This is a genomic window from Ehrlichia chaffeensis str. Arkansas, from assembly GCF_000013145.1.
In the GTDB taxonomy this organism is placed as follows: Bacteria; Pseudomonadota; Alphaproteobacteria; order Rickettsiales; family Anaplasmataceae; genus Ehrlichia; species Ehrlichia chaffeensis.
Genome location: NC_007799.1, coordinates 304,029 through 324,541 on the forward strand (window position 1 = coordinate 304,029; position 20,513 = coordinate 324,541).

The following is a 20,513-nucleotide window of genomic DNA, read 5'->3' on the forward strand; positions in this document are numbered from 1 at the left end:
TTAAAAGGTTTGACTATGGTTCAATTTTTTTTACCTAAGAATTCTAAAGTTAATAAGAACGGTAAGGTTCATCATGCTCGTAAAGGGGCAAAAAATGTAAAATGTTTTAAAATATATAGATGGTCTCCAGATGATGATGAAAATCCAAGGATTGATACATTCTTTATAGATCTTGATGAATGTGGACAAATGGTGCTTGATGCTTTAATAAAGATCAAAAATGAAGTTGATTCTACATTAACATTCAGAAGATCATGTAGAGAAGGTATATGTGGTTCATGTGCGATGAACATTGATGGTACTAACACTTTAGCTTGTACAAAAGCAATATCAGATATTAAATCAGATGTAAATATTTATCCTTTACCACATATGCATGTGATAAAAGATTTAGTACCTGATTTAAGTAATTTTTATAAACAATATGAATCAGTTACTCCGTGGATACAAGCTGAAGAACCTAATCATAATAAAGAAAGGTTACAAACAATAGAAGATAGAAGCAAGTTAGATGGAATATATGACTGTATATTGTGTGCATGTTGTAGTACTAGTTGTCCTAGTTATTGGTGGAATTCAGATAAATATTTAGGGCCAGCAGCTTTATTGCAAGCTTATAGATGGCTTATTGATAGTAGGGATGAAGCATCAGATAGTAGGTTAGATGTACTTGATGATGCATTTAAATTGTATCGTTGTCATACTATTATGAACTGTACTAAAACTTGTCCTAAAGGGTTAAATCCGGCAAAAGCAATTGCACATATAAAACAAATGATGGTAAGAAGATAAATGCCGTTAAAGTTATATTTCAATGGTTAATCAATTCATAGTGAAATAAAGTTATTGGTATATGTGGTTTGCACAATTGTATTTTTGACATGTATTGTGAGAAGGGAAAGTGTAAAAGTATATTTGATTCTACATTATGAGTCCATCAATTCACTGTATTAATGGAAATGTTTTTAGGATTTACAGTACAGTTGAGAGGAATTTTATTGAGATTGAAATAATTTTTGCTGTTATTCAAGAGATTTTGAGTTAATCTATAGTGTGAAATAGTTTGAAATTTTGTAGTATGCTTTTTTCCCATGTGAATAGTTAATGAGAATTTTAAAAGCTTGATCTAATGTAGACAATTGCTAGTATTGAGTATGAGTAATTAAAATGTAGGGAATTATGGAATCAGCAGTTACAAAACGTATAGTTGTCCCTGAGTTGGAAGAAATCCTTTATAAGGAATATAAAGTTTTAGACAAAGGATTTGTTAGGTTGATTGATTATATGGGATCTGATGAATCTATAGTGCAGGCTGCTAGGATATCTTATGGCAGGGGTACTAAGAGTGTCAGTCAAGATGCTGCATTGATTAATTATTTGATGCGACATTCACATACTACTCCATTTGAGATGTGTGAAATTAAGTTTCATATTAAGTTACCTATATTTGTTGCAAGGCAGTGGGTACGTCATCGTACTGCAAATGTAAATGAATATTCTGCAAGGTATTCTGTGTTAGATCATGAATTCTATATTCCGGAGCATAGTCAAGTGGCAATGCAGTCTGAAGATAATGCTCAGGGTAGGGGGAATAATTTATCTGATGAGGATGCAAAGTATGTTGCTGATCTTTTAACACGTGATTCTGATATGGTATATGAAACTTATAATAAATTTTTGGAGAAAGGTGTTTCTAGAGAGATAGCACGTGTTAACCTTACTTTGAATTATTATACTGAATGGTATTGGAAAATAGATTTACATAATTTATTACACTTCTTGAAATTAAGGTCTGAGATGAATGCTCAATATGAAATTAGAGTATATGCAGAAACTATGTTGGATATTGTAAAAAAATGGGTTCCATTAACTTATGCAGCTTTTGTTGAGTATTGTTTAAAATCGCAAAACTTTTCAAGAAGTGCATTAGATGTTGTAAAGAAGTTAATTGTTGGAGAAAAAGTAGTTCAAGAAGATACTAATATTGGAAAAAGAGAGTGGAGGGAACTGATGGCTATTTTAAAGCCTGAATGAGTTTTTTTGGATTAGTATCAGTAAATTCTTAGTTATTATGTAAACGTCTGTTAAGGTTTAATACTTTATAGTTTTCAAGTACTTGAGATTTTTAGTTTATAGGCCTGTATATTAATTTATAGAATATATATGATTAGTATTTTTTACTGATCAGGTTTTATATATTTTATAAACTCAGGTATTTTTTCATAAATCATAGTTAGAGGTAAAATATATTTTCAAATGTTGGTTTTAAAGATTTAGTTCTATTTAATTATCTACGATAATTTTATATGAGATGTTATATTAGCAATGTGTTTATTAATTAAGGATTCCATTTTAGTGTATGAAAATTTTAAAAAGAAATATTTTAATTCTTATTATTGCCGTTATTGTTTTATCTGATATATCTTCAGATATATATTTACCTGGACTACCGAAAATTAGTGATTTTTTTTCTGTAGATTATGCTATCGCACAGCTAACAATTAGCTTGAATTTAGCTGGAATATCTATTTCAGGGTTATTATATGGTCCACTGTCTGATTATTATGGACGTAGACCTATTATGTTGTTAGGTGTGGGAATATTTACATTAGCAAGTGTAGCATGTTGTTTTGCTAGCAATATTACTGTGTTAATTATTATGCGTTTTATTCAGGGATTTGGTGCAGGTGTAGCTGGAGTTGTTGGCTATGCTATTATCAAAGATATGTACTCTGGAAGTGACTGTGCTAAAAATATTTCTATAGTAAATATGGCAGTAGCATTTTCTCCAGTATTGGGACCGATTTTAGGTAGTGCCATTATAGCACATGGTTATCATTGGAATATGCTGTTTATAGCAATATCAATAATGGCAATAATAGTTCTAATATGTCTATTTGTGTTTTTGAAAGAGACTATTGTTCTTGAGAAAATTAATAGTAATATCTCTTGCTTGTCAATTATGCGGAAGTATAAAGAGCTTGTTTTAAATATTCGATTTTGTGGTTTTGCTTTAATTCAAAGTTTTACTATTATGTGGATTTGGTCATGTATAGCTAATTTACCATTTATTTTTGTAAAAGATATGGGTGTACCTGTTGGTTATTATGGCTATTTTGTGGCTATTAATGTAGCTGCATATATTGTTGGTGCAATGCTAAATCAAAGATTTGTTGAGAGATTTGGAATAAATAATATGTTACTTTTAGGATTAATTTTAACTACTTTATCAGATGTAAGTGTCCTAATACTCTATCAAATAGTTGAAATTACTCCTTTATTGGCAGAAATTATGTGGCTTCCATCTGGTATGGGTATTGCTTTTATTCTTGGAAATAATATGACTGCTGCGTTTTCTGAAATTAGGGAGCCAGGTATAGGTTCTGCTTTTATTCTGTTTTTGCAAACAATTTTTGGTGCACTTGGTATTTATATTTTAGGATGTTTTTATGATGGTACTCTGATTCCAGTGATACTATTTCCAATAATTTGTTCTACAATTTGCATTGTGATATATATTCTTTTAAGGAAAGATAAAAATAATAAATCTGAATTCATTAGTGCATGATTATTGTACTGTTTAACAATAGGAAGTAAAATTGTGATTCTAAGTGTTTTTTATTTATAAAATAGGAAAAAATGGTAGATTTGTGTGAATATATGTTTAGCTTATTTTATGGTTTTAATAGTAAAAAGTAAGGTTGTATACTAATAAATATTTAGTTTTTTTACACTTAAAAAAGGTTTATAAAAGTAATGTTTAATTAGTTTGTTCTTAAATATATTCTTGTTCTCTAAGATGAGAGATTGCTTTTTCTGTAATTACTCTACCACGTGGTGTACGTTGTATGAAATTTATTTTTATCAGATATGGTTCTATAGTTTCTTCTATATTACCTGTATCTTCTGATAATCCGGAAGATATAGTATCTATGCCAGTTGGGTTGTTAGAGTCGTATATGAATTTGAGATATTGAATATCCTGTCTATCTAATCCTAGTTTATCAATACCTAAACGTAGTAGTGCTTTATCAGCAAATGTATCTGTGATGATTTTGTTATGTTCTGTTACTTCCATAAAGTCTCGTATTCTGCGTAATAATCTGAGCGCAATTCTAGGTGTACCACGAGATCTTAAAGAAATTTCTTGTGCTCCACTATTAGAAATATTTGTCTTAATAACTTTTGCAGCACGTTGTATTACTTTTGTAAGTTCTTCAGTTGAGTAGAATTCTAGATGTATTGGAATGCCAAAGCGATCACGTAATGGATTTGATAATAACCCAATTCGTGTTGTCGCTCCAACTAATGTAAATGGCGGTAAATCTACTCTTAATGTGCGTGCTCCACATCCTTCTCCTACTATTATGTCTAGACAAAAATCTTCCATTGCGGAATATAATATTTCTTCTATATTGCGATTTAAGCGATGTATTTCATCTATAAATAATATGTCTTTTGCCTGAAGATTAGTAAGTATTGCAGCTAAATCTCCTGCTTTACTTAGTAATGGTCCAGCTGTTGATCGAAAATTTACTTTTAATTCTTTAGCTATTATGTGTGCTAGTGTTGTTTTTCCTAGTCCTGGTGGTCCATATAATAATACATGATCCATTGGTTCTTTGCGTGTATAAGCTGCATTTATGAAAATTTTAAGATTATTAACTACACTGCTTTGTCCTATGAAATCATCTAATAGGTTAGGTCTCATTGAGACATTTTGTTGGTCTTCTAAACATTCGGTACTTTGCAATATATTTTTCATAAAGTGCTCTTTATTATTTTTCTATATGACTTTTTCTCTTAAAGTGTAAGAGTATAATACTCTATTATAGATAAATTTGTACTTTATAATTAAAAGAGTAATAACTATTATGTTTTTCATGCTGTAAAGACATAGGAAATCAGTATCAGCATATGCATAATGCATGAGTGTTTAATACATTTATATATTAAGAAATGTAATTTTTCTAAATAATTATGATATCTTTATACTTTTTGTATACAGCTAAAGCATCAAAAATTTCTGGGTTTAATATGATGATTATTCCACTTGAAAGTAAGACATTGAAGTGATATTAAACGATATTTGCTACTTTTATTATTGAATATGGAAAAATACTATTATGGATATATCTTTAAACTAATGGATAGAAATTAGAATGGTGTATTGCTTACTGTATTTAACTCTATAATAGCTATAGTAATCAAGTCAGGTAATAATTGATTTATGTTATAGTAAAGTGTTTTTTTGATGTTTCTAGCGTTTTTGTAATCTGAGATGATTATAAAAAAAAATCCCAGCTATATTTATATGTATAGGAATTTTTATATCGTTTATTTTTTGTGATTTATGTCTATTGAGAAAGTTTTTGCAATGCTTTTCGTATAATTTCTTGTATGCTGTCATCAGGAAAATTGGCTTTTATTTCTTGTATTGCATTGAAAGCTTTTAGTTTGTCATACCCTAAACTTATAAGAGCAGCTAACGAATCATCTTCTTTTATTATGAGGGTTTCTTCTATTGGCATTTTACTAATCTTATATTGAAGTTCAGTTGTAATACGTCCTGCAAGTTTTTCTCCTATACCATTTCCCCTAAATGCGTTTTTGTTGTTACTTACTACTGCAGAAAAGATTTGTTCTGGTGATAGTTTACTTAATATTGAGATAGCTGTTTTATGGTTAATACCATTTATTGTAACTAGCATTCTCATGTAATCTTGTTCTTGTTTATCTAAGAATCCATACAACTGAGTTAGATTATCTCTGTTTACATAGGTTTCTATGTAAAGTTTAATGTTATTTCCAGTTTTGCAACTTTGTAATACTTTATGTGAAACGTAAATTATATATCCAACGTTTCCTACGTTTAATATGATGTAGTTATTGTATATTTCTTCTATAATACCTGTAAGACTACCTATCAACGTTTTCCTCAGAAAATATTATTTAACAAGATAAGTTTAGAATTGATTCTACGTAGGTTGATTAGTGTGTGTGATCTAAGTATTAACAATATACAGAATAGCACTCCAAGTGTAGTAAACATTGTAAAAAGAGGTATTAGCATTGATATATCAATGGTAGTTCCATTTGTACGTAGTATACTTGCAGGCTGATGTAATGTTGTCCATATATTTACAGAAAATTTGATTACTGGAATGTTGATTGCACTGAATATAGCAAATATTGAAGCAGCTTTCATAGATCTGGCTTCATTATCAAAGAAGTTCCATAAGGATATATATCCTAAATAAAGAAAAAGCAATACTAACATTGATGTTAGACGTGCATCCCATACCCACCATGTTCCCCAAGTACATTTACCCCATATGCTACCAGTAATTAAACATATAGATGTAAACGTTAGCCCAAGTGGAGCAATAGCATGTGATATAATTGCTGAAATCATATTTCGCCATATTAGTGCTATAAAGCTAAAAACTGCCATTAGTGTATATGAGCCAAGTGAAATCCATGCTGCTGGTACGTGTAGATACATAATACGAACAAGTTCTCCTTGCATATAATCTGCAGGAGATGAAATGAATATCATGTATAAACTGCATACTAAAAGAACAAAGAATAAGAATACTGTATATGGTAAAACCGATCTTGTGTAACGGATGAACTTACTCATAAGTATATAGTCATTACATGATCATTTAACGTACCATAAATTACAGCATTAGGCAATCTATATGATAGAAGTGAGTCATGGGATGTATTGTATAATATAAGTTATTGGTATTTTTATATTTTAGTATAGTTTTTTGTTTGTAAGGAATATTAATTGGTAAGAAGAGTTTATTATATATCAAATATATATTGTGTTTTTGTGTACTATTATAGTGCTTATCAGTAATATGTTTTTTTATTGTATTGAAAAATTTGCTATAGGTTTTATATAATTGCTGAAGTCTTACAAATGATTTTATTTTATAAAATTATTGCTACATAAGTGTGGAAAGTGACATTGTTTAATATTTATATAATGGAGTTTTATTAAGTTGAGTTATATACAATATTATAATTATTATTTTTTTTAGGAAATGTAAGGTGAATGATAGTTTAAAAAGTAGGGGAATAATGTTAGTTATATCATCTCCTTCTGGAGGTGGTAAAACTACAATATCTCATTTGTTAATTAATGAATTACAAAATGATCTTGTTAGGTCAATTTCTGTTACTACTCGTGAACCTAGAGATGGTGAAATCAATGGTAAAGATTATTTTTTTGTAACTGAACCTGAGTTTATCAATTTGTGTAATACAAATCAGATGCTAGAGTATGCAAAAGTTTTTGGGAATTACTATGGTATACCCCGTAAGTTTGTTACCGATAATATTGCTAATGGTGTTAGTGTATTGTTTAGTATTGATTGGCAAGGGGCGTTTAAATTAATTGATATTATGCGAGAACATGTGGTGAGTATATTCATATTACCTCCATCTATGGAAGAGTTGCAAAGGCGACTATATAATCGTAGTGGAGAAAGCGATGTAATAAATAAAAGATTAGGAGAAGCTGCTTTTGAAATTAGTCATTGTTATCGTTATGACTATGTTATTGTTAACCATGATATTGAACAAAGTGTTTATCAGATTAAATGTATTTTTACTTCAGAAAAATTGAAAACGCAACGTAGGGTATCTCTAAAACAATTTATTGATAATTGTATCAGATGATTGTAACTCATCATAAATTTATAACCTAACGTTATTATTTATTTTATTAAGTAGATGATAAAATAAAAAATGTTATTTACTAAATCCTAATTATTTGTTCTGTTTGTAGTGTTTTTTTAGATAAAGGAAAACATGATTTCTGAAATTTTGAACTTGATTGATATTTGTGTGTAAATCAGGAACATTTTGTATGATAAGAGGTGAATGATAGTAAATGTAAAATGGCATTTATGAGAGTAAAACTGCATTAAGTTGAAAATGGATATGACAAAAATAGTTTGAAAAGTTATGTAAATTATTATTGTGTCTGTATGTAGTAAATCAGGAACATTTTGTATGATAATAAGTAAATGATAGTAAATGTAAAATGGCATTTATGAGAGTAAAACTGCATTAAGTTGAAAATGGATATGAAGAAAATAGTTTGAAAAGTTATATAAATTATTGTTGCAGTTGGTATTAGTTATTAGTGTTTGTTGAAGTTTTATGTGAAATGTACTAGTCTGTAAATGATAATCACAATTTTTGGACTCTAATGGAAGAGAATATTATAAATGGAAAAGTCATCGCTGAGGATATTACTAGTACACTTGCTGTATGTATTAATGATTTAAAAGTACAGCATAATGTAACACCATGTTTGATAGTTATACTTGTTGGTGATGATCCTGCAAGTCATTTGTATGTGCGCAATAAACAGCGTAAAGCAGAGATGTTGGGACTAAGATCTGAAACTATGTTATTGCCAAGCACAACATCAGAAAGCAGTTTAATTGATACAATACGTAGGTTAAATAATGATGATAGTGTTCATGGAATTTTAGTGCAGCTTCCTGTACCAAAGCATATTGATAAGAATTTAATAATTAATACTATTGATCCAAGGAAGGATGTTGATGGATTCCATAATGAAAATGTTGGAAGGTTGTTTACTGGACAAAAGAAAGATTGTCTAATACCTTGTACTCCTAGAGGATGTCTTTATTTGATTAAAACTGTAACTCGTAATTTATCTGGAAGTGATGCTGTAGTTATAGGAAGGTCAAATATAGTAGGTAAACCTATGGCTTGTTTATTGTTGGGGGAAAATTGTACTGTTACAACAGTTCACTCAGCTACTCGTAACTTACCTGATTATTGTTCTAAAGCTGATGTTTTGGTAGCTGCTGTTGGTATACCTCATTTTGTTAAGTCTTCTTGGATTAAACCTGGAGCAATTGTTATAGATGTTGGTATTAATGCTATAGAGGAAGGTGGAGTTAAAAAGTTTGTAGGAGATGTTGATTTTTCTGAAGCTAGAAATATAGCTTCAGCTATTACTCCGGTTCCTGGTGGTGTAGGACCTATGACCATAGCATTTTTAATGGTTAATACTGTAATAGCAGCATGTAATCAAGCTGGTATTGAGAATTTTGTTGAAAAGTATTTAGATTTGTAATTCTTTAATTGCAGTAAATTCATTTATGGTTTATAACTAAATAATAAGGGCGGTTAGCTCAGTTGGTAGAGCGTCTCGTTTACACCGAGAGGGTCAGCAGTTCGAGTCTGTTATCGCCCACTCCATTCTTTTTTCTTTGTTTTATTTAAGTCTTGTGTAGAGGTATGTAGTACTTTCTCTTATTCTATAATGGTAAGTATATTAGAAATTAATATCAAAAAGTTGAAACATATTATTTAGTTTCTTATGTTTTTGTATGTAGAGATAACTATGACTGTACTTTTTATGGGAAGTTTTATATGAAAGACTTATAGGAATTTACTTAATATAGTAAGTTAAATACTGTGAAGGTATTTTAAAAATTTTTATGAAAAGAAAGATAATGATTTTGAACAAATTTGCCTATAAAACTTTTATAAAGAGGTAAGATCTTATTCCAGTTATTTTTATGTGAACGTGTTTCTAACGTTTAACTATTGATAATGAGAATTCTTATGTATTGAATTAGTATGTATTCTTATAAGTTAGTAAAGAGGTGAGTGTTATCTGTTAGTTATGTATTAATAAAATGATTATTTAATATGTACTTATTGAGAATACAGCATATAGTTAATGCTTTCATTTTCCTATTTTACCTGTATACTCTGCTCTACTGCTTCTTTAATGTACTTAAATATAATATTTAATGAAGTATCATCTGATAAGTTATGGTTAGCTGACTTTATTAAGTGTAAGTTGACATTATCTGATTTTATTTTCTCTGCTACAGTTATGGAAGTTTGATATGGAACTGTGTCATCATTCATTCCATGAATAAGGGTGATAGGGCAAGTAATGTTGATAGATTCTTGATTTAATAATAAGTGCTTACGTCCATCTTCTATTAAGTTACGAGTTATTACATAAGAATACATGTTATTGCTGTTTTGAGATAGAGTGATTTGTCCATATTTATATAGTTCATCTTTTTGTTGTGTATTTAATTTTTGAAAAATTAAAGATTCAGTAAAGTCGGGGGCACCAGCTAGACTGATTAAGTGAGATACTTTGTCTTGATGAGATATTGCTACTAATAACATAAGCCATGCTCCCATACTGGACCCTATGATAATTTTGGGTCTATTAGTAGGAGTTAATTGTGTTATGATCTCTATGCAGTTTTTGTACCAATCACTAATGTTGTAGTCAGTAAATTGACCATCTGATTGTCCATGCCCTAAGTAATCAAATAAAATTAACCCTAAGTTATGTGATTTGCAGTAGTCGTATAAAGCAGTTGCTTTAGTACCTTGCATATTGGAATTAAATCCACCGAAAAATATAATGGATGCTTTATTTCCTAGCAATTGCCTATAAGTAATGTGTAAACCTTGTGGATTAGATAATACTAACTTGTAATGGTCAGACATATTTTACCTGAAGTTATTCCAAAGATTTCAAGTATGCAATTAAGTCTGCTACGTCTTGGGGCTTTGAAATACCAGCAAATGCCATGCGTGTACCTTTAATATAAGCTTGAGGTTTTGTTAAAAACTGAAATAGATCTTGATATTCCCATGTGCCGCCCTTGCTTAGCATTGCTTTCGAGTAATTGAAGCTGTCCCCTAGATGTGCTTTTTTGTTGCCTACAATGTGCCATAAATTTGGTCCTACTCTATTTGCTCCTCCTTTTTCAAAAGTATGACAAGATATGCACTTTTTTGTGAGATCTTTGCCTTTTGCAATATTAGCTTGTGCTATTAGAGATTCAATGTCGATTTGTTCTTCAGTATTATTGACTTCTGTTGGAATATGTTCTTCTATATTTATTTTATAACCTTTTGTCTGTTCAGCATGTGGATCGGGATCGTATAATAAATTTACCACATTGCTAATAAACAGTACTATAAATGATGCAAATAAAATGGCTGTAAATATCTTGTTTAAGTGGAATCCGTCCATGGCTATTGCATTCCTAGATTATAAGAAATATACTGTACACTTTTAGAGTAATATAATCATTAACTGTAGTCAATAAATAACATTATTTCTTTATTAATATAGATGATAATCTTAATCTATAAGCGGCATATGCTTAATGTGCAGTACTTTAATTACTATGCTATATCATATTAAAATTTTATTAAGTTTTATAGTTAACTTAAATTAAGTGATAGCTTTATAATATAAATAATAACTCTAGCTGTGTAGTGACGTGAAATTACATGTATATGACTTTTATTTAAAAAATATCAAAAATCATATCCGGGAAAAAGAATAGTAATAGTGTGCATACTGCGGTTGTAACTATAGATATAAGCATTGGTACTGGGGCTTCTGCATACTTAAAATTATAAGATGTAGAAAATGCATTATATATAATAGGGAGAAAATATATTGTATTTAATACAGTGCTTGATACTAATACTAATGCTACTGTGATATTATTCTGACTTAATGCTTCTGAGAGAATAAAGAACTTTCCCCAAAATGTAGGAGCAGGAGGTATACCTATCATTGCAATGGCTCCAATAGAAAATGCAACCATAGTAATAGGCATTGATATACCTATTCCATGAAGTTCATATAAGTATTTTTTCCCTGTTTTTGTGTATATTGCTCCTGCAGCAAAAAATAATGTGATTTTTGCAAAAGCATGCGATATCATTTGGAATATAGAGACCTTAATTGCATACTCTGTATATAATGATGCTGCCATTACTATGTATGAGAGTTGTGATATTGTTGAATATGCAAGTAACTTTTTTAGGTTAGTTTGTTTAATTGCTGTTAAGGATGCTAATATAATTGTGATTCCTGAAATATACATAATTATATTATTGTGTTCTTGGACAAGTGTGTTTAACTTTTCTAATCCTATAATGTATAATAGGATTTTGATTATGGTAAATACTCCGGATTTTACGACTGCTACAGCATGTAATAATGCGCTAACTGGAGTAGGGGCTACCATGGCTTGTGGTAACCATAAATGTGTAGGCATTAATGCGGCTTTTCCAATTCCATAAATTAATAGTAGTAATAACCCCATGAGTAAACTGCTGGAGATATTTGTTGGTAATATACCATTTGTGGTAAAATCTAGTGTGCCACTTACATTATATATTATTAAAATTGCTGGTAAAAATAACAGCATTGAAGTTCCTAATAATATTCCTATATAGTATCTGCCAGAAATTTGTGACTGAGTGTTGATATGGTATGTAATGAGTGGGTATGTACTTATGGTCAATAATTCATAAAATATAAATAGTGTGAGTAGATTTGCTGAAAATGCTATACCCATTGTACATCCAATGCTCATTGCAAAACATGCATAAAATATGGGTTGTTTGCTGTTGTTTGTATCATTTTTTTTCATGTAACTGATACTATAGATGGTAGTGATTACCCATAAAAATGAAGCTAACAAGCCAAATATTATGCTTAATGTTTCAGTTTTTAATGCAATTTGTATCTGAGGATCAATGAATTCATATAATTTTATACATAACTCTGAATTATTATTCATGAGCTGCAGTTTATATGTTTCAAATACTGAGTAGAATAAGGTACATGAGGAAAATATACTTATAACTTCTTGTGCATATTTAGTTTTCTTTAATATTAATATTAAAAAAGCAGATGTAAATGGTAGTAAAACTATAGATAGTAAAGAAAATCCTGATGTTAAATCCTTAAGAAAATGCATTGATTCTATTATTGCTGTATTTAGACTATAGATAACAATAAAGCTTTTTAAAGTAAAGTATCTTATATAGTATTTTCTTTCAATATCAATTTTAATCTCGGAATCTCATCGAAAACATTTTGTGTGTAGTAAATCATGTATGTATACGAAAATTAGTTATAAATTATAAATAAATTTAGTTACTTTTATAATTCTTGAAGCTATATAAGTTTATCTATATTTTTATGTAGTTTGTTTAGTTGTTCCTATATTGTTTGTTACATAGCAAAATTTTTTACAAATTCATTAAAGTATATGTAGAATAACACTTCTGCCATTGCATGATCTGCTGAAATTAGGTGTCCATCGATTTCTACTGTGTCTATTATGAAGTTTTTATCTGCATGTATGCAATCAGACCACGGGCCTCCTAATTGTGCAATTATATTATTAATAGAAGATTTAACTTTTTTATAATCTATTGCAACGTTGTACCATTTTTTTAAATTGTGGGGTTTAGGTAATTTGCCACCAATTCCTACACGTGATACTGGGTCAATTGTACATAATAAATCTATGGTATTTGTTTTAAGTGTTTTTATGACTTTGTATCCAGTGTCTCCTCCCCAACTATGTCCCACAAGGCAAATTTTTTGCTGTGCTTCGTACCAGGCTTTTATTATTGGGATTATTGCTGATGATCCCCAAGTTGCATATGCTATATCTTGGTGATTATGGTTCTGTGTGTAATATTTGGCATATAAGTGTAATACAAGTCTTGTTGTATCATCTAATGCTCCCCCAATAAATATTACTAAAGGTTTTGTGCCTGGAGTAATTTTACTTCTTAAAATTTCTTTTGAATTTCTAGGGATTGCAATGCCATCTGTACTATATCCTCTTCCTGTTCCTACTGCTGGAATATATGGTGGTATGATTTTATCGGCAACAAACATGAGCATTTTTATTTACCTTGAATGATAACATGTGTCAACGTTACTACAGTGAATGGTTTTAGGAAATATTTAGATTAAAAAGTAAATTTTGTTTGTATTACAATTAAAGCAATGATAATAGAATGAGGATTAAAAAAATAGTTATGTGATTTTTTATAATTACAGTGTCATCTATAAAATGTAATTGTATTTTAACATATCATGGTATTGAAAGAAAAAGGAACTTTCGTCTCTGGTAGAAATACGCACAAAAAAGTCTCTTAATTAGTAGGTATGGATAAACTCATAGCCATCTATTATTCTACACTCTGTTCATAATAGCAGCTTGTGCAGCTATTAACCTTGCTGTTGGAATTCTATATGGAGAACAAGAAATATAATTTAGATTCAGTTTTGCAAAGAATTGTATGGAATCAAAGTTCCCACCATGTTCTCCGCATATACCGATTTTAATATTCGGAGAAGATTTCCTACCCAAATCTACAGCAATTGATATTAATTTACCTACTCCTTCAATATCTAAGGTTTCAAAAGGGTCTTGTTTTATTATTTCTAAATCCTTATATATTTCAATAAAGCTTGCAGAATCATCTCTAGATACTCCTAAAGTAGTTTGAGTAAGATCGTTTGTTCCAAAACTAAAAAATTGAGCATGTTGAGCAATTTTATCTGCAATTAGAGCTGCTTTGGGTAACTCTATCATTGTCCCTATTGAATACTTTGGATTATTAAATTGCTGTGCTACATTACTAATTAATTCTTTAATGATAACAAGCTCTTTTTCATTCATAACTAGGGGTATCATTATTTCAGGCACTATTCCTGTTATGTCTGTTTCTTCTTGTAGTTCTTTTATTGCGAGAAAGATTGCCCTAACTTGCATTTCATATATTTCAGGGTATGATATAGCAAGTCTGCATCCACGATGTCCCAGCATTGGATTCTTTTCAGATAAGTATAGAACCTTGTTCCTTAATTTCTCTAAAGATTTACCAGTTCTTACTGAAACTTCATTTATTGCATTGTCATTATCTGGAAGAAATTCATGTAATGGAGGGTCGAGTAATCTAATGGTCACTTGCTTATTGATTGTAGATTTGAAGATTTTTTTAAAATCTTCTTTCTGCATAACTTCAAGTTTTTCTAGTGCTGCTATTCTCTCTTCTTTTGTATCAGATACAATCATTTCTTGTACAATACTTATTCTCTTGTCAGAAAAAAACATATGTTCTGTGCGACATAATCCTATTCCATCGGCTTGGAAGTTCATAGCTATATCTGTATCTTCTGGGGTATCAGCATTTGCCATTACTTTGAGTATTCTTATTTCATCTACCCACTGCATTAGTTTGTAAAAACTCTCACTTAATTTAGGGGTGACTGTTTTTATAGTTCCTAGAATTACTTCTCCATTACATCCATTTATTGTGATGTTGTCACCCTTATGTACTTTAAGTCCTGTGTTCGTATAAAAAAATTGCTCACTCTTATCTATAAATATCCCATTTGCACTACAGATACAGGGCTTACCCATACCCCTGGCTACTACTGCTGCATGAGAGGTCATTCCACCTCTTAATGTGATAATACCTACAGAACTGTTCATTCCATTTATATCTTCTGGATTGGTTTCTTGGCGTATTAGTATAGCATTTTTTCCGTCTTTTCTGAATTGTTCTGCATCATTAGGGGTAAATGCTGCATATCCAGTTGCTGCACCCGGAGATGCTGGTAGCCCTCGTGCGATAATATTGATATTTGTATTATTTTCAAGTATTGGATGGAATAACTTACTGAATGATTTGTAATCAATTCTTAGTATTGCTTCTTCTCTTGAAATTAATTTTTCTTCTACCATGTCTACTGCTATTTTGACGGCAGATTGAATACTGCGTTTTCCTGGTCTAGACTGTAAAATCCATAACTTACCGTTTTCTATTGTAAATTCTACATCTTGCATTTCACGGTAATGTAGTTCTAGTTTTTGACATACCTTTTCTAAATCACTGTAAGGTTGTGGCATTAATTCCTGCATTTTATTTAGTGGTAATGGAATATGAGTTCCAGATACTACATCTTCTCCTTGTGCGTTTACTAAAAATTCTCCAAAGATTTCTTTTTCTCCAGTTGATGGATTACGGGTAAATACAACGCCTGTAGCAGAATTTTGACTCATATTACCAAATACCATGGATTGTACGTTAACAGCTGTTCCTAAATTATCCGGTATGTTGTGTATTTTTCTATATATAACCGCTCGTTTATTCATCCATGATCTGAAAACTGCGTCTATTGAATTATATAGTTGTTCATGAACATCTTGAGGAAAATCTTTGTTAGTATGAGTACTGACTATTTTTTTAAATTCAATTATTATTTCTTTTAGTATATTGGGGTCTGATATTTGACTATTTACTGGGATACCAGCTTCTCTTTTTTTTTTACATATTACTTCTTCAAATAAATTACTCTCTATTTGTAATACTGTATGTGCATACATCTGTATGAGTCTACGGTAACTATCATAAGCAAAGAATTCACCACTTTTTTTTGCTAACCCTATTACTGTGTTATCATTTAATCCTACATTTAATATTGTATCTAGCATTCCCGGCATAGAGCTAACACTTCCTGATCTTACTGAGAATAGAAGAGGATTATCGTTATCACCAAATTTTAAATTTACTTCATTATTTAAAAATTCAATAGCATTTTCTACCAAGCTGAATATGTTATCAGGTAACTTACTGTGTTGATAATAATAGTTGCATACAGCTGTTGATACTGTAAACCCAGGTGGTACATCTACACCAATATTACACATTTCTGCTAGATTTGCGCCTTTACCACCTAGGATATGACTTAATGTAAGACTTCCATCACACTTTGTTTTACTAAAATAATATATTAATTTTTCACTCATATGAAGAGAACCGAAAAAATTGTGTTTTTATGCTATAATAGTCATTTATACTACATTCGCTGAATATACTATAAAACCTAATTCTCCATAGTGCAACTATTGTGAAATAATTAATTAAGTATGTGTAATGTCAAAATAAACAGTGATGTTTCATGTATATCAATAAATGCTATATTTTGTATATAGTGTTTATGAAGAGTAACGCGTTGGTAGTGAAGGTTATGTAAACGTATAAAGTAACATGTGTGTTATAAATACTGTACTTGTGGTAATGATATAAAATAACAAGTGTGTTCTTTATCAATTATGATAATCTAAGTAGGTGTAAGGATTAGTGTGTTGTATATGGTACTATAATACTAGTATGATATGACTTGTATGTTTTTGTTGACAGAGTAGTATATCAGAGGTTACTCATTATCTACTACCATGGTGTTAAACATGATATCATGTAAGGTTTGATTCTTTTGTGAAAATAACGCAATTAAATACCAACATGTTGATGTTACAAATGTTACCATGGTAATCAAAAATATAATACTTACTATAAAAATATTATTAATGTTCATATTTATTGCTTGTATGCTCATCATCAGGATAGTAGGGCAGAGAAATTCTGATAATGATCTATCAAATGCTAGCCGAATATCAATTTTTTTATGATCACAACGTATAGTGTGTATGTTTAATATTTTTTGTCCAATAGATGCTTGTGTTTTGGAGGATAAAAAATATGTGTAATAGTAACAACTACTTAATACATTAAAAATAAATGGTATAATTGTTATATCGTTTGTTAACAGTACAATGGGGTAGTTAAGTAATGATAGAATTACATGGTCAATAATGCTTGCCAATACCCTTTTTATTATATTTGCGGTTTTAGTTTTTTTTATAGTCATATATTTATTAATTGACAGATAAAGTTACGAATATCATAAAAATTTTTAAAAGAAAGAATATCCTTTATAATATTGGTGCTACCGTATTTTATGGGTAGGCATCCCGCTTCAATTGCACTTTGTATATCTGATATACTATCTCCTATGAAAAATACTTCTTTGCTTGGTTCAATATTTATATTTGTCAATGCTGCTAATACTGGTTCAGGGGATGGTTTTATAGTTCCTGTATCTCCAGAGCCGATGATAGAGTCAAAATAGTGTGTTAGATTTTTATGATGTATTTCAGATCGTAAACGTTCACCATTCTTATTGCTTACAATTGCCATGGTGATATTATTTTCTTTTAGTGTATCTAATAATTCAATAGCTCCATCATTCAGCATGAAATTGTCTGATTTTTGTGATTTCTCTAGACTGTTCTCATACAAGATGGTTGCTTCTTTCCACCTTTTCCCTAGTAATGTGATTAGATATTTTGGTATTGTAGAATTGGGAATAGAGTCCAGATCTATATTTTTATATCCCATCTGATCCAATACTTGGTAAAAAGTTGTACGATCGATATTAATACTGGTATCAATTAGTGTATTGTACCAATCGAATATTACTGCTGTTGGTTGTTTCATCGTTTATTTAGATTTCTAAAATTACCATTCTTGTAATACATGTATTAAGATTCTATGAAAGTCAGGATTATTTTCAATGTTTAATTGAACATTAATTACAAGAATCATAATTATAAATGTAGTGTATTGCTTATAAAACAAATAATATGCTTACCATTAGTGTAGCATTTTGTACCACCTGTCACAAAATCAAGCTCTCTTTCTTTAAACACTTCACCCAAAGCCTTAGAATTTTTTATTATTTGTTTTGCATAATCTTTAAACTCAGGCTTCAATGCTTCTGCAAATGCTACAGCTTTAGCAACAATAACATGCATTAGTGGCGTTGTGATTATGTACTACTAATGGTACACTACATCACATGGAAATATTGTGTAATATTAAGACTTCTTTGTAATGCTTAGTGATAGTAATTTTAAATGTTCCTTATCTATTTCTGATGGAGCACTCATGAGTAAGTCTTCTCCGGATTGATTTAACGGGAAACAAATTACTTCTCTAATGTTTGTTGCGTCTGCTAGTAACATTACCATACGGTCTATTCCTGGGGCAATCCCTCCATGTGGAGGTGCACCAAATTTGAAAGCACGAGTTAGGGAATTAAATTTTTGGTCTACCATTTCTTTGGTATACCCGGCTATAGAAAATGCTTTGTACATGATGTCGAGTTTATGGTTGCGAATAGCACCGCTTGAGATTTCTATACCGTTGCAAACTATGTCATATTGATATGCAAGTATATCTAGAGGATTTTGATTATTTAAAGCTTCTAACCCTCCTTGTGGCATTGAAAAAGGATTGTGGAAAAAGTTAATAGACTTTTCCTTTTTATCATATTTAAAATATGGGAAGTCAATAATCCAGCAAAATCTAAAGGTGTCTTTTTCAATTAGATTAAGTTCTTTTCCTAATAGAGTTCTTACTTCTCCTGCAAGTTCTGTAGCTTTATCTTCTGTTTCTGATACGAAAAATACACTATCTCCGGGTTGTAAATTACAAATAGATTTGATTCTATTTAATCTTTCTTCGTCTAGAAACTTAGCTATAGGTCCTTTTGCAGAAAAATCATCATTAAAAGTAATATATCCTAGTCCTTGTGCCCCTAATGTTTTTGCAAATTCAATCTTATTATCAAAGAAACTTCGCGGGTTGGTTGCTGTATTAGGTGCTGGTATTGCTCGTACTACCATTCCTTGTTTTATATTTGAATTAAATATGTTAAATTGAGAATCCCTAAATATTTCAGTAACATCCTGAATTATCAATGGATTTCGTAGATCTGGTTTATCTGATCCATAATGTAACATTGCATCATGGTATGATATTCTTGGAAATTCCTTATCAATAGTTTTGTTTGAAAACTTGCTAAATACATTAAGTAATACTGGTTCAATCACATTAAATACATCTTCTTGACTAACAAAAGACATTTCAATGTCTAATTGATAAAATTCTCCTGGTGAGCGGTCTGACCTTGCATCTTCATCCCTGAAACAAGGTGCTATTTGAAAGTATTTATCAAATCCACTAACCATTAATATCTGTTTAAACAGTTGTGGAGCTTGAGGTAAAGCATAAAACTTTCCATGATGAATGCGACTTGGCACTAAATAGTCTCTTGCTCCCTCTGGAGATGATGATGTTAAAATAGGAGTTTGTATTTCAATGAAACCCATGGCTTCCATGCTTTTCCGTAGTTCTGAAATGATTTTAGATCTTAAAATAATATTGTTTTTTACTTTATCACGTCTTAAATCCAGGAACCTATACTTAAGCCTTATTTCTTCAGGATAATCTTGTGTTGATGTAATGTTTAATGGTAGAGGGTCTGCTTCTCCTTCAATAATGACATGTTTTACTACAACTTCAATAAATCCAGTACTGACTGCGGTATTTATAGTAGAGCTGTCTCTGGCTACTACTATTCCTTTTACTGTAATAACACTTTCTAATCTTAAGTGAGTAATTAATTGAAAATTTTGATTATCAGCTTCATTGAATACTAATTGTGTAATTCCATAATGATCGCGTAGATCTACAAAAATAATTTTCCCATGGTCACGCTTTCTGTATATCCATCCAGAAAGAGTAACCTCCTGATTTATATGTTCTTTCCTTAGCTGATCGCATAGATGTGTTCTATATATGTTCATAAGATCTATATTTTTAATGTCAATCTATTTTATACAATAATGCATACATTAAAAGTATTTTTGGAAGATTGTTATTAAATAATTTTTGGGATTTGTGTTTTAGTTTTCCTTTTTAAGAAAGCTAAATCTTCAGGAAATGTATTTGCTGTA

At 30.2% G+C, this 20,513-nt stretch carries 16 protein-coding genes, 1 tRNA gene and 1 pseudogene; 6 read left to right on the forward strand and 12 right to left on the reverse strand.

Going from position 1 to position 20,513, the window contains the following annotated elements; all coding sequences use genetic code 11:
• The first annotated feature begins 15 nt into the window (after positions 1-15).
• The 3 genes from ECH_RS01280 (at position 16) to ECH_RS01290 (ending at position 3,568) form a co-directional block, all read left to right on the forward strand.
• Entirely contained in the window at positions 16-792 is a 777-nt protein-coding gene (locus ECH_RS01280) for a succinate dehydrogenase iron-sulfur subunit (protein WP_011452531.1), read from the forward strand.
• 387 nt (positions 793-1,179) lie between these two features.
• Positions 1,180-2,034, forward strand: coding sequence for an FAD-dependent thymidylate synthase (thyX, locus tag ECH_RS01285; protein ID WP_044148026.1), 855 nt, complete (start codon positions 1,180-1,182; stop codon positions 2,032-2,034).
• Positions 2,035-2,359: 325 nt separating this feature from the next.
• Positions 2,360-3,568 carry a multidrug effflux MFS transporter gene (locus ECH_RS01290; RefSeq protein WP_006010823.1) on the forward strand — a complete coding sequence of 403 codons (1,209 nt, stop codon included), beginning with the start codon at positions 2,360-2,362 and terminating at the stop codon, positions 3,566-3,568.
• Positions 3,569-3,775: 207 nt separating this feature from the next.
• On the opposite strand, the gene ruvB is transcribed toward ECH_RS01290, so the two are convergent.
• The 3 genes from ruvB to ccmC form a co-directional block, all read right to left on the reverse strand.
• Complete coding sequence (gene ruvB, locus ECH_RS01295; protein WP_006010825.1) at positions 3,776-4,765, reverse strand: Holliday junction branch migration DNA helicase RuvB; 990 nt, start codon at positions 4,763-4,765, stop codon at positions 3,776-3,778.
• A gap of 592 nt (positions 4,766-5,357) precedes the next feature.
• Positions 5,358-5,930, reverse strand: coding sequence for a Holliday junction branch migration protein RuvA (gene ruvA / locus ECH_RS01300; protein ID WP_006010827.1), 573 nt, complete (start codon positions 5,928-5,930; stop codon positions 5,358-5,360).
• Positions 5,931-5,938: 8 nt separating this feature from the next.
• Positions 5,939-6,643, reverse strand: coding sequence for a heme ABC transporter permease CcmC (gene ccmC / locus ECH_RS01305; RefSeq protein WP_006010829.1), 705 nt, complete (start codon positions 6,641-6,643; stop codon positions 5,939-5,941).
• A 419-nt stretch (positions 6,644-7,062) separates the two neighbouring features.
• Between ccmC and gmk the strand changes: the two genes are divergently transcribed.
• From gmk to ECH_RS01320, 3 genes are all read left to right on the forward strand, one after another.
• Positions 7,063-7,692, forward strand: coding sequence for a guanylate kinase (gene gmk / locus ECH_RS01310; RefSeq protein ID WP_011452533.1), 630 nt, complete (start codon positions 7,063-7,065; stop codon positions 7,690-7,692).
• 535 nt (positions 7,693-8,227) lie between these two features.
• Complete coding sequence (folD, locus tag ECH_RS01315; protein WP_011452535.1) at positions 8,228-9,130, forward strand: bifunctional methylenetetrahydrofolate dehydrogenase/methenyltetrahydrofolate cyclohydrolase FolD; 903 nt, start codon at positions 8,228-8,230, stop codon at positions 9,128-9,130.
• Positions 9,131-9,177: 47 nt separating this feature from the next.
• A tRNA-Val gene (locus ECH_RS01320) sits at positions 9,178-9,250 on the forward strand.
• 506 nt (positions 9,251-9,756) lie between these two features.
• Here ECH_RS01320 and ECH_RS01325 read toward each other — a convergent pair.
• The 9 genes and pseudogenes from ECH_RS01325 to aspS all read right to left on the reverse strand — a co-directional run bounded on the left by ECH_RS01325 (position 9,757) and on the right by aspS (position 20,363).
• Positions 9,757-10,539 (reverse strand): alpha/beta hydrolase, encoded by a 783-nt coding sequence (locus tag ECH_RS01325; protein WP_006011209.1) that lies wholly within the window; start codon positions 10,537-10,539, stop codon positions 9,757-9,759.
• Positions 10,540-10,552: 13 nt separating this feature from the next.
• Positions 10,553-11,071, reverse strand: a complete 519-nt coding sequence (locus tag ECH_RS01330) for a c-type cytochrome (RefSeq protein ID WP_006011211.1) — start codon at positions 11,069-11,071, stop codon at positions 10,553-10,555.
• Between the two features lie 280 nt (positions 11,072-11,351).
• Complete coding sequence (locus ECH_RS01335; RefSeq protein ID WP_011452536.1) at positions 11,352-12,821, reverse strand: proton-conducting transporter membrane subunit; 1,470 nt, start codon at positions 12,819-12,821, stop codon at positions 11,352-11,354.
• Between the two features lie 257 nt (positions 12,822-13,078).
• Positions 13,079-13,762: a hypothetical protein gene (locus tag ECH_RS01340; RefSeq protein WP_006011217.1), complete on the reverse strand. Its 684-nt coding sequence runs from the start codon at positions 13,760-13,762 to the stop codon at positions 13,079-13,081.
• A 295-nt stretch (positions 13,763-14,057) separates the two neighbouring features.
• Positions 14,058-16,679, reverse strand: a complete 2,622-nt coding sequence (gene ppdK, locus ECH_RS01345) for a pyruvate, phosphate dikinase (protein ID WP_011452537.1) — start codon at positions 16,677-16,679, stop codon at positions 14,058-14,060.
• 410 nt (positions 16,680-17,089) lie between these two features.
• Positions 17,090-17,581: an RDD family protein gene (locus ECH_RS01350; protein WP_006009957.1), complete on the reverse strand. Its 492-nt coding sequence runs from the start codon at positions 17,579-17,581 to the stop codon at positions 17,090-17,092.
• Positions 17,578-18,210, reverse strand: a complete 633-nt coding sequence (locus tag ECH_RS01355; protein ID WP_006009915.1) for an HAD family hydrolase — start codon at positions 18,208-18,210, stop codon at positions 17,578-17,580. Before ECH_RS01355 ends, ECH_RS01350 begins: the two co-directional genes overlap by 4 nt.
• 170 nt (positions 18,211-18,380) lie before the next feature.
• Positions 18,381-18,533: pseudogene (locus ECH_RS01360) on the reverse strand (hydroxymethyltransferase); the annotation flags it as partial.
• Between the two features lie 57 nt (positions 18,534-18,590).
• Positions 18,591-20,363, reverse strand: a complete 1,773-nt coding sequence (aspS, locus tag ECH_RS01365) for an aspartate--tRNA ligase (protein WP_011452538.1) — start codon at positions 20,361-20,363, stop codon at positions 18,591-18,593.
• Positions 20,364-20,513: the final 150 nt, after the last annotated feature.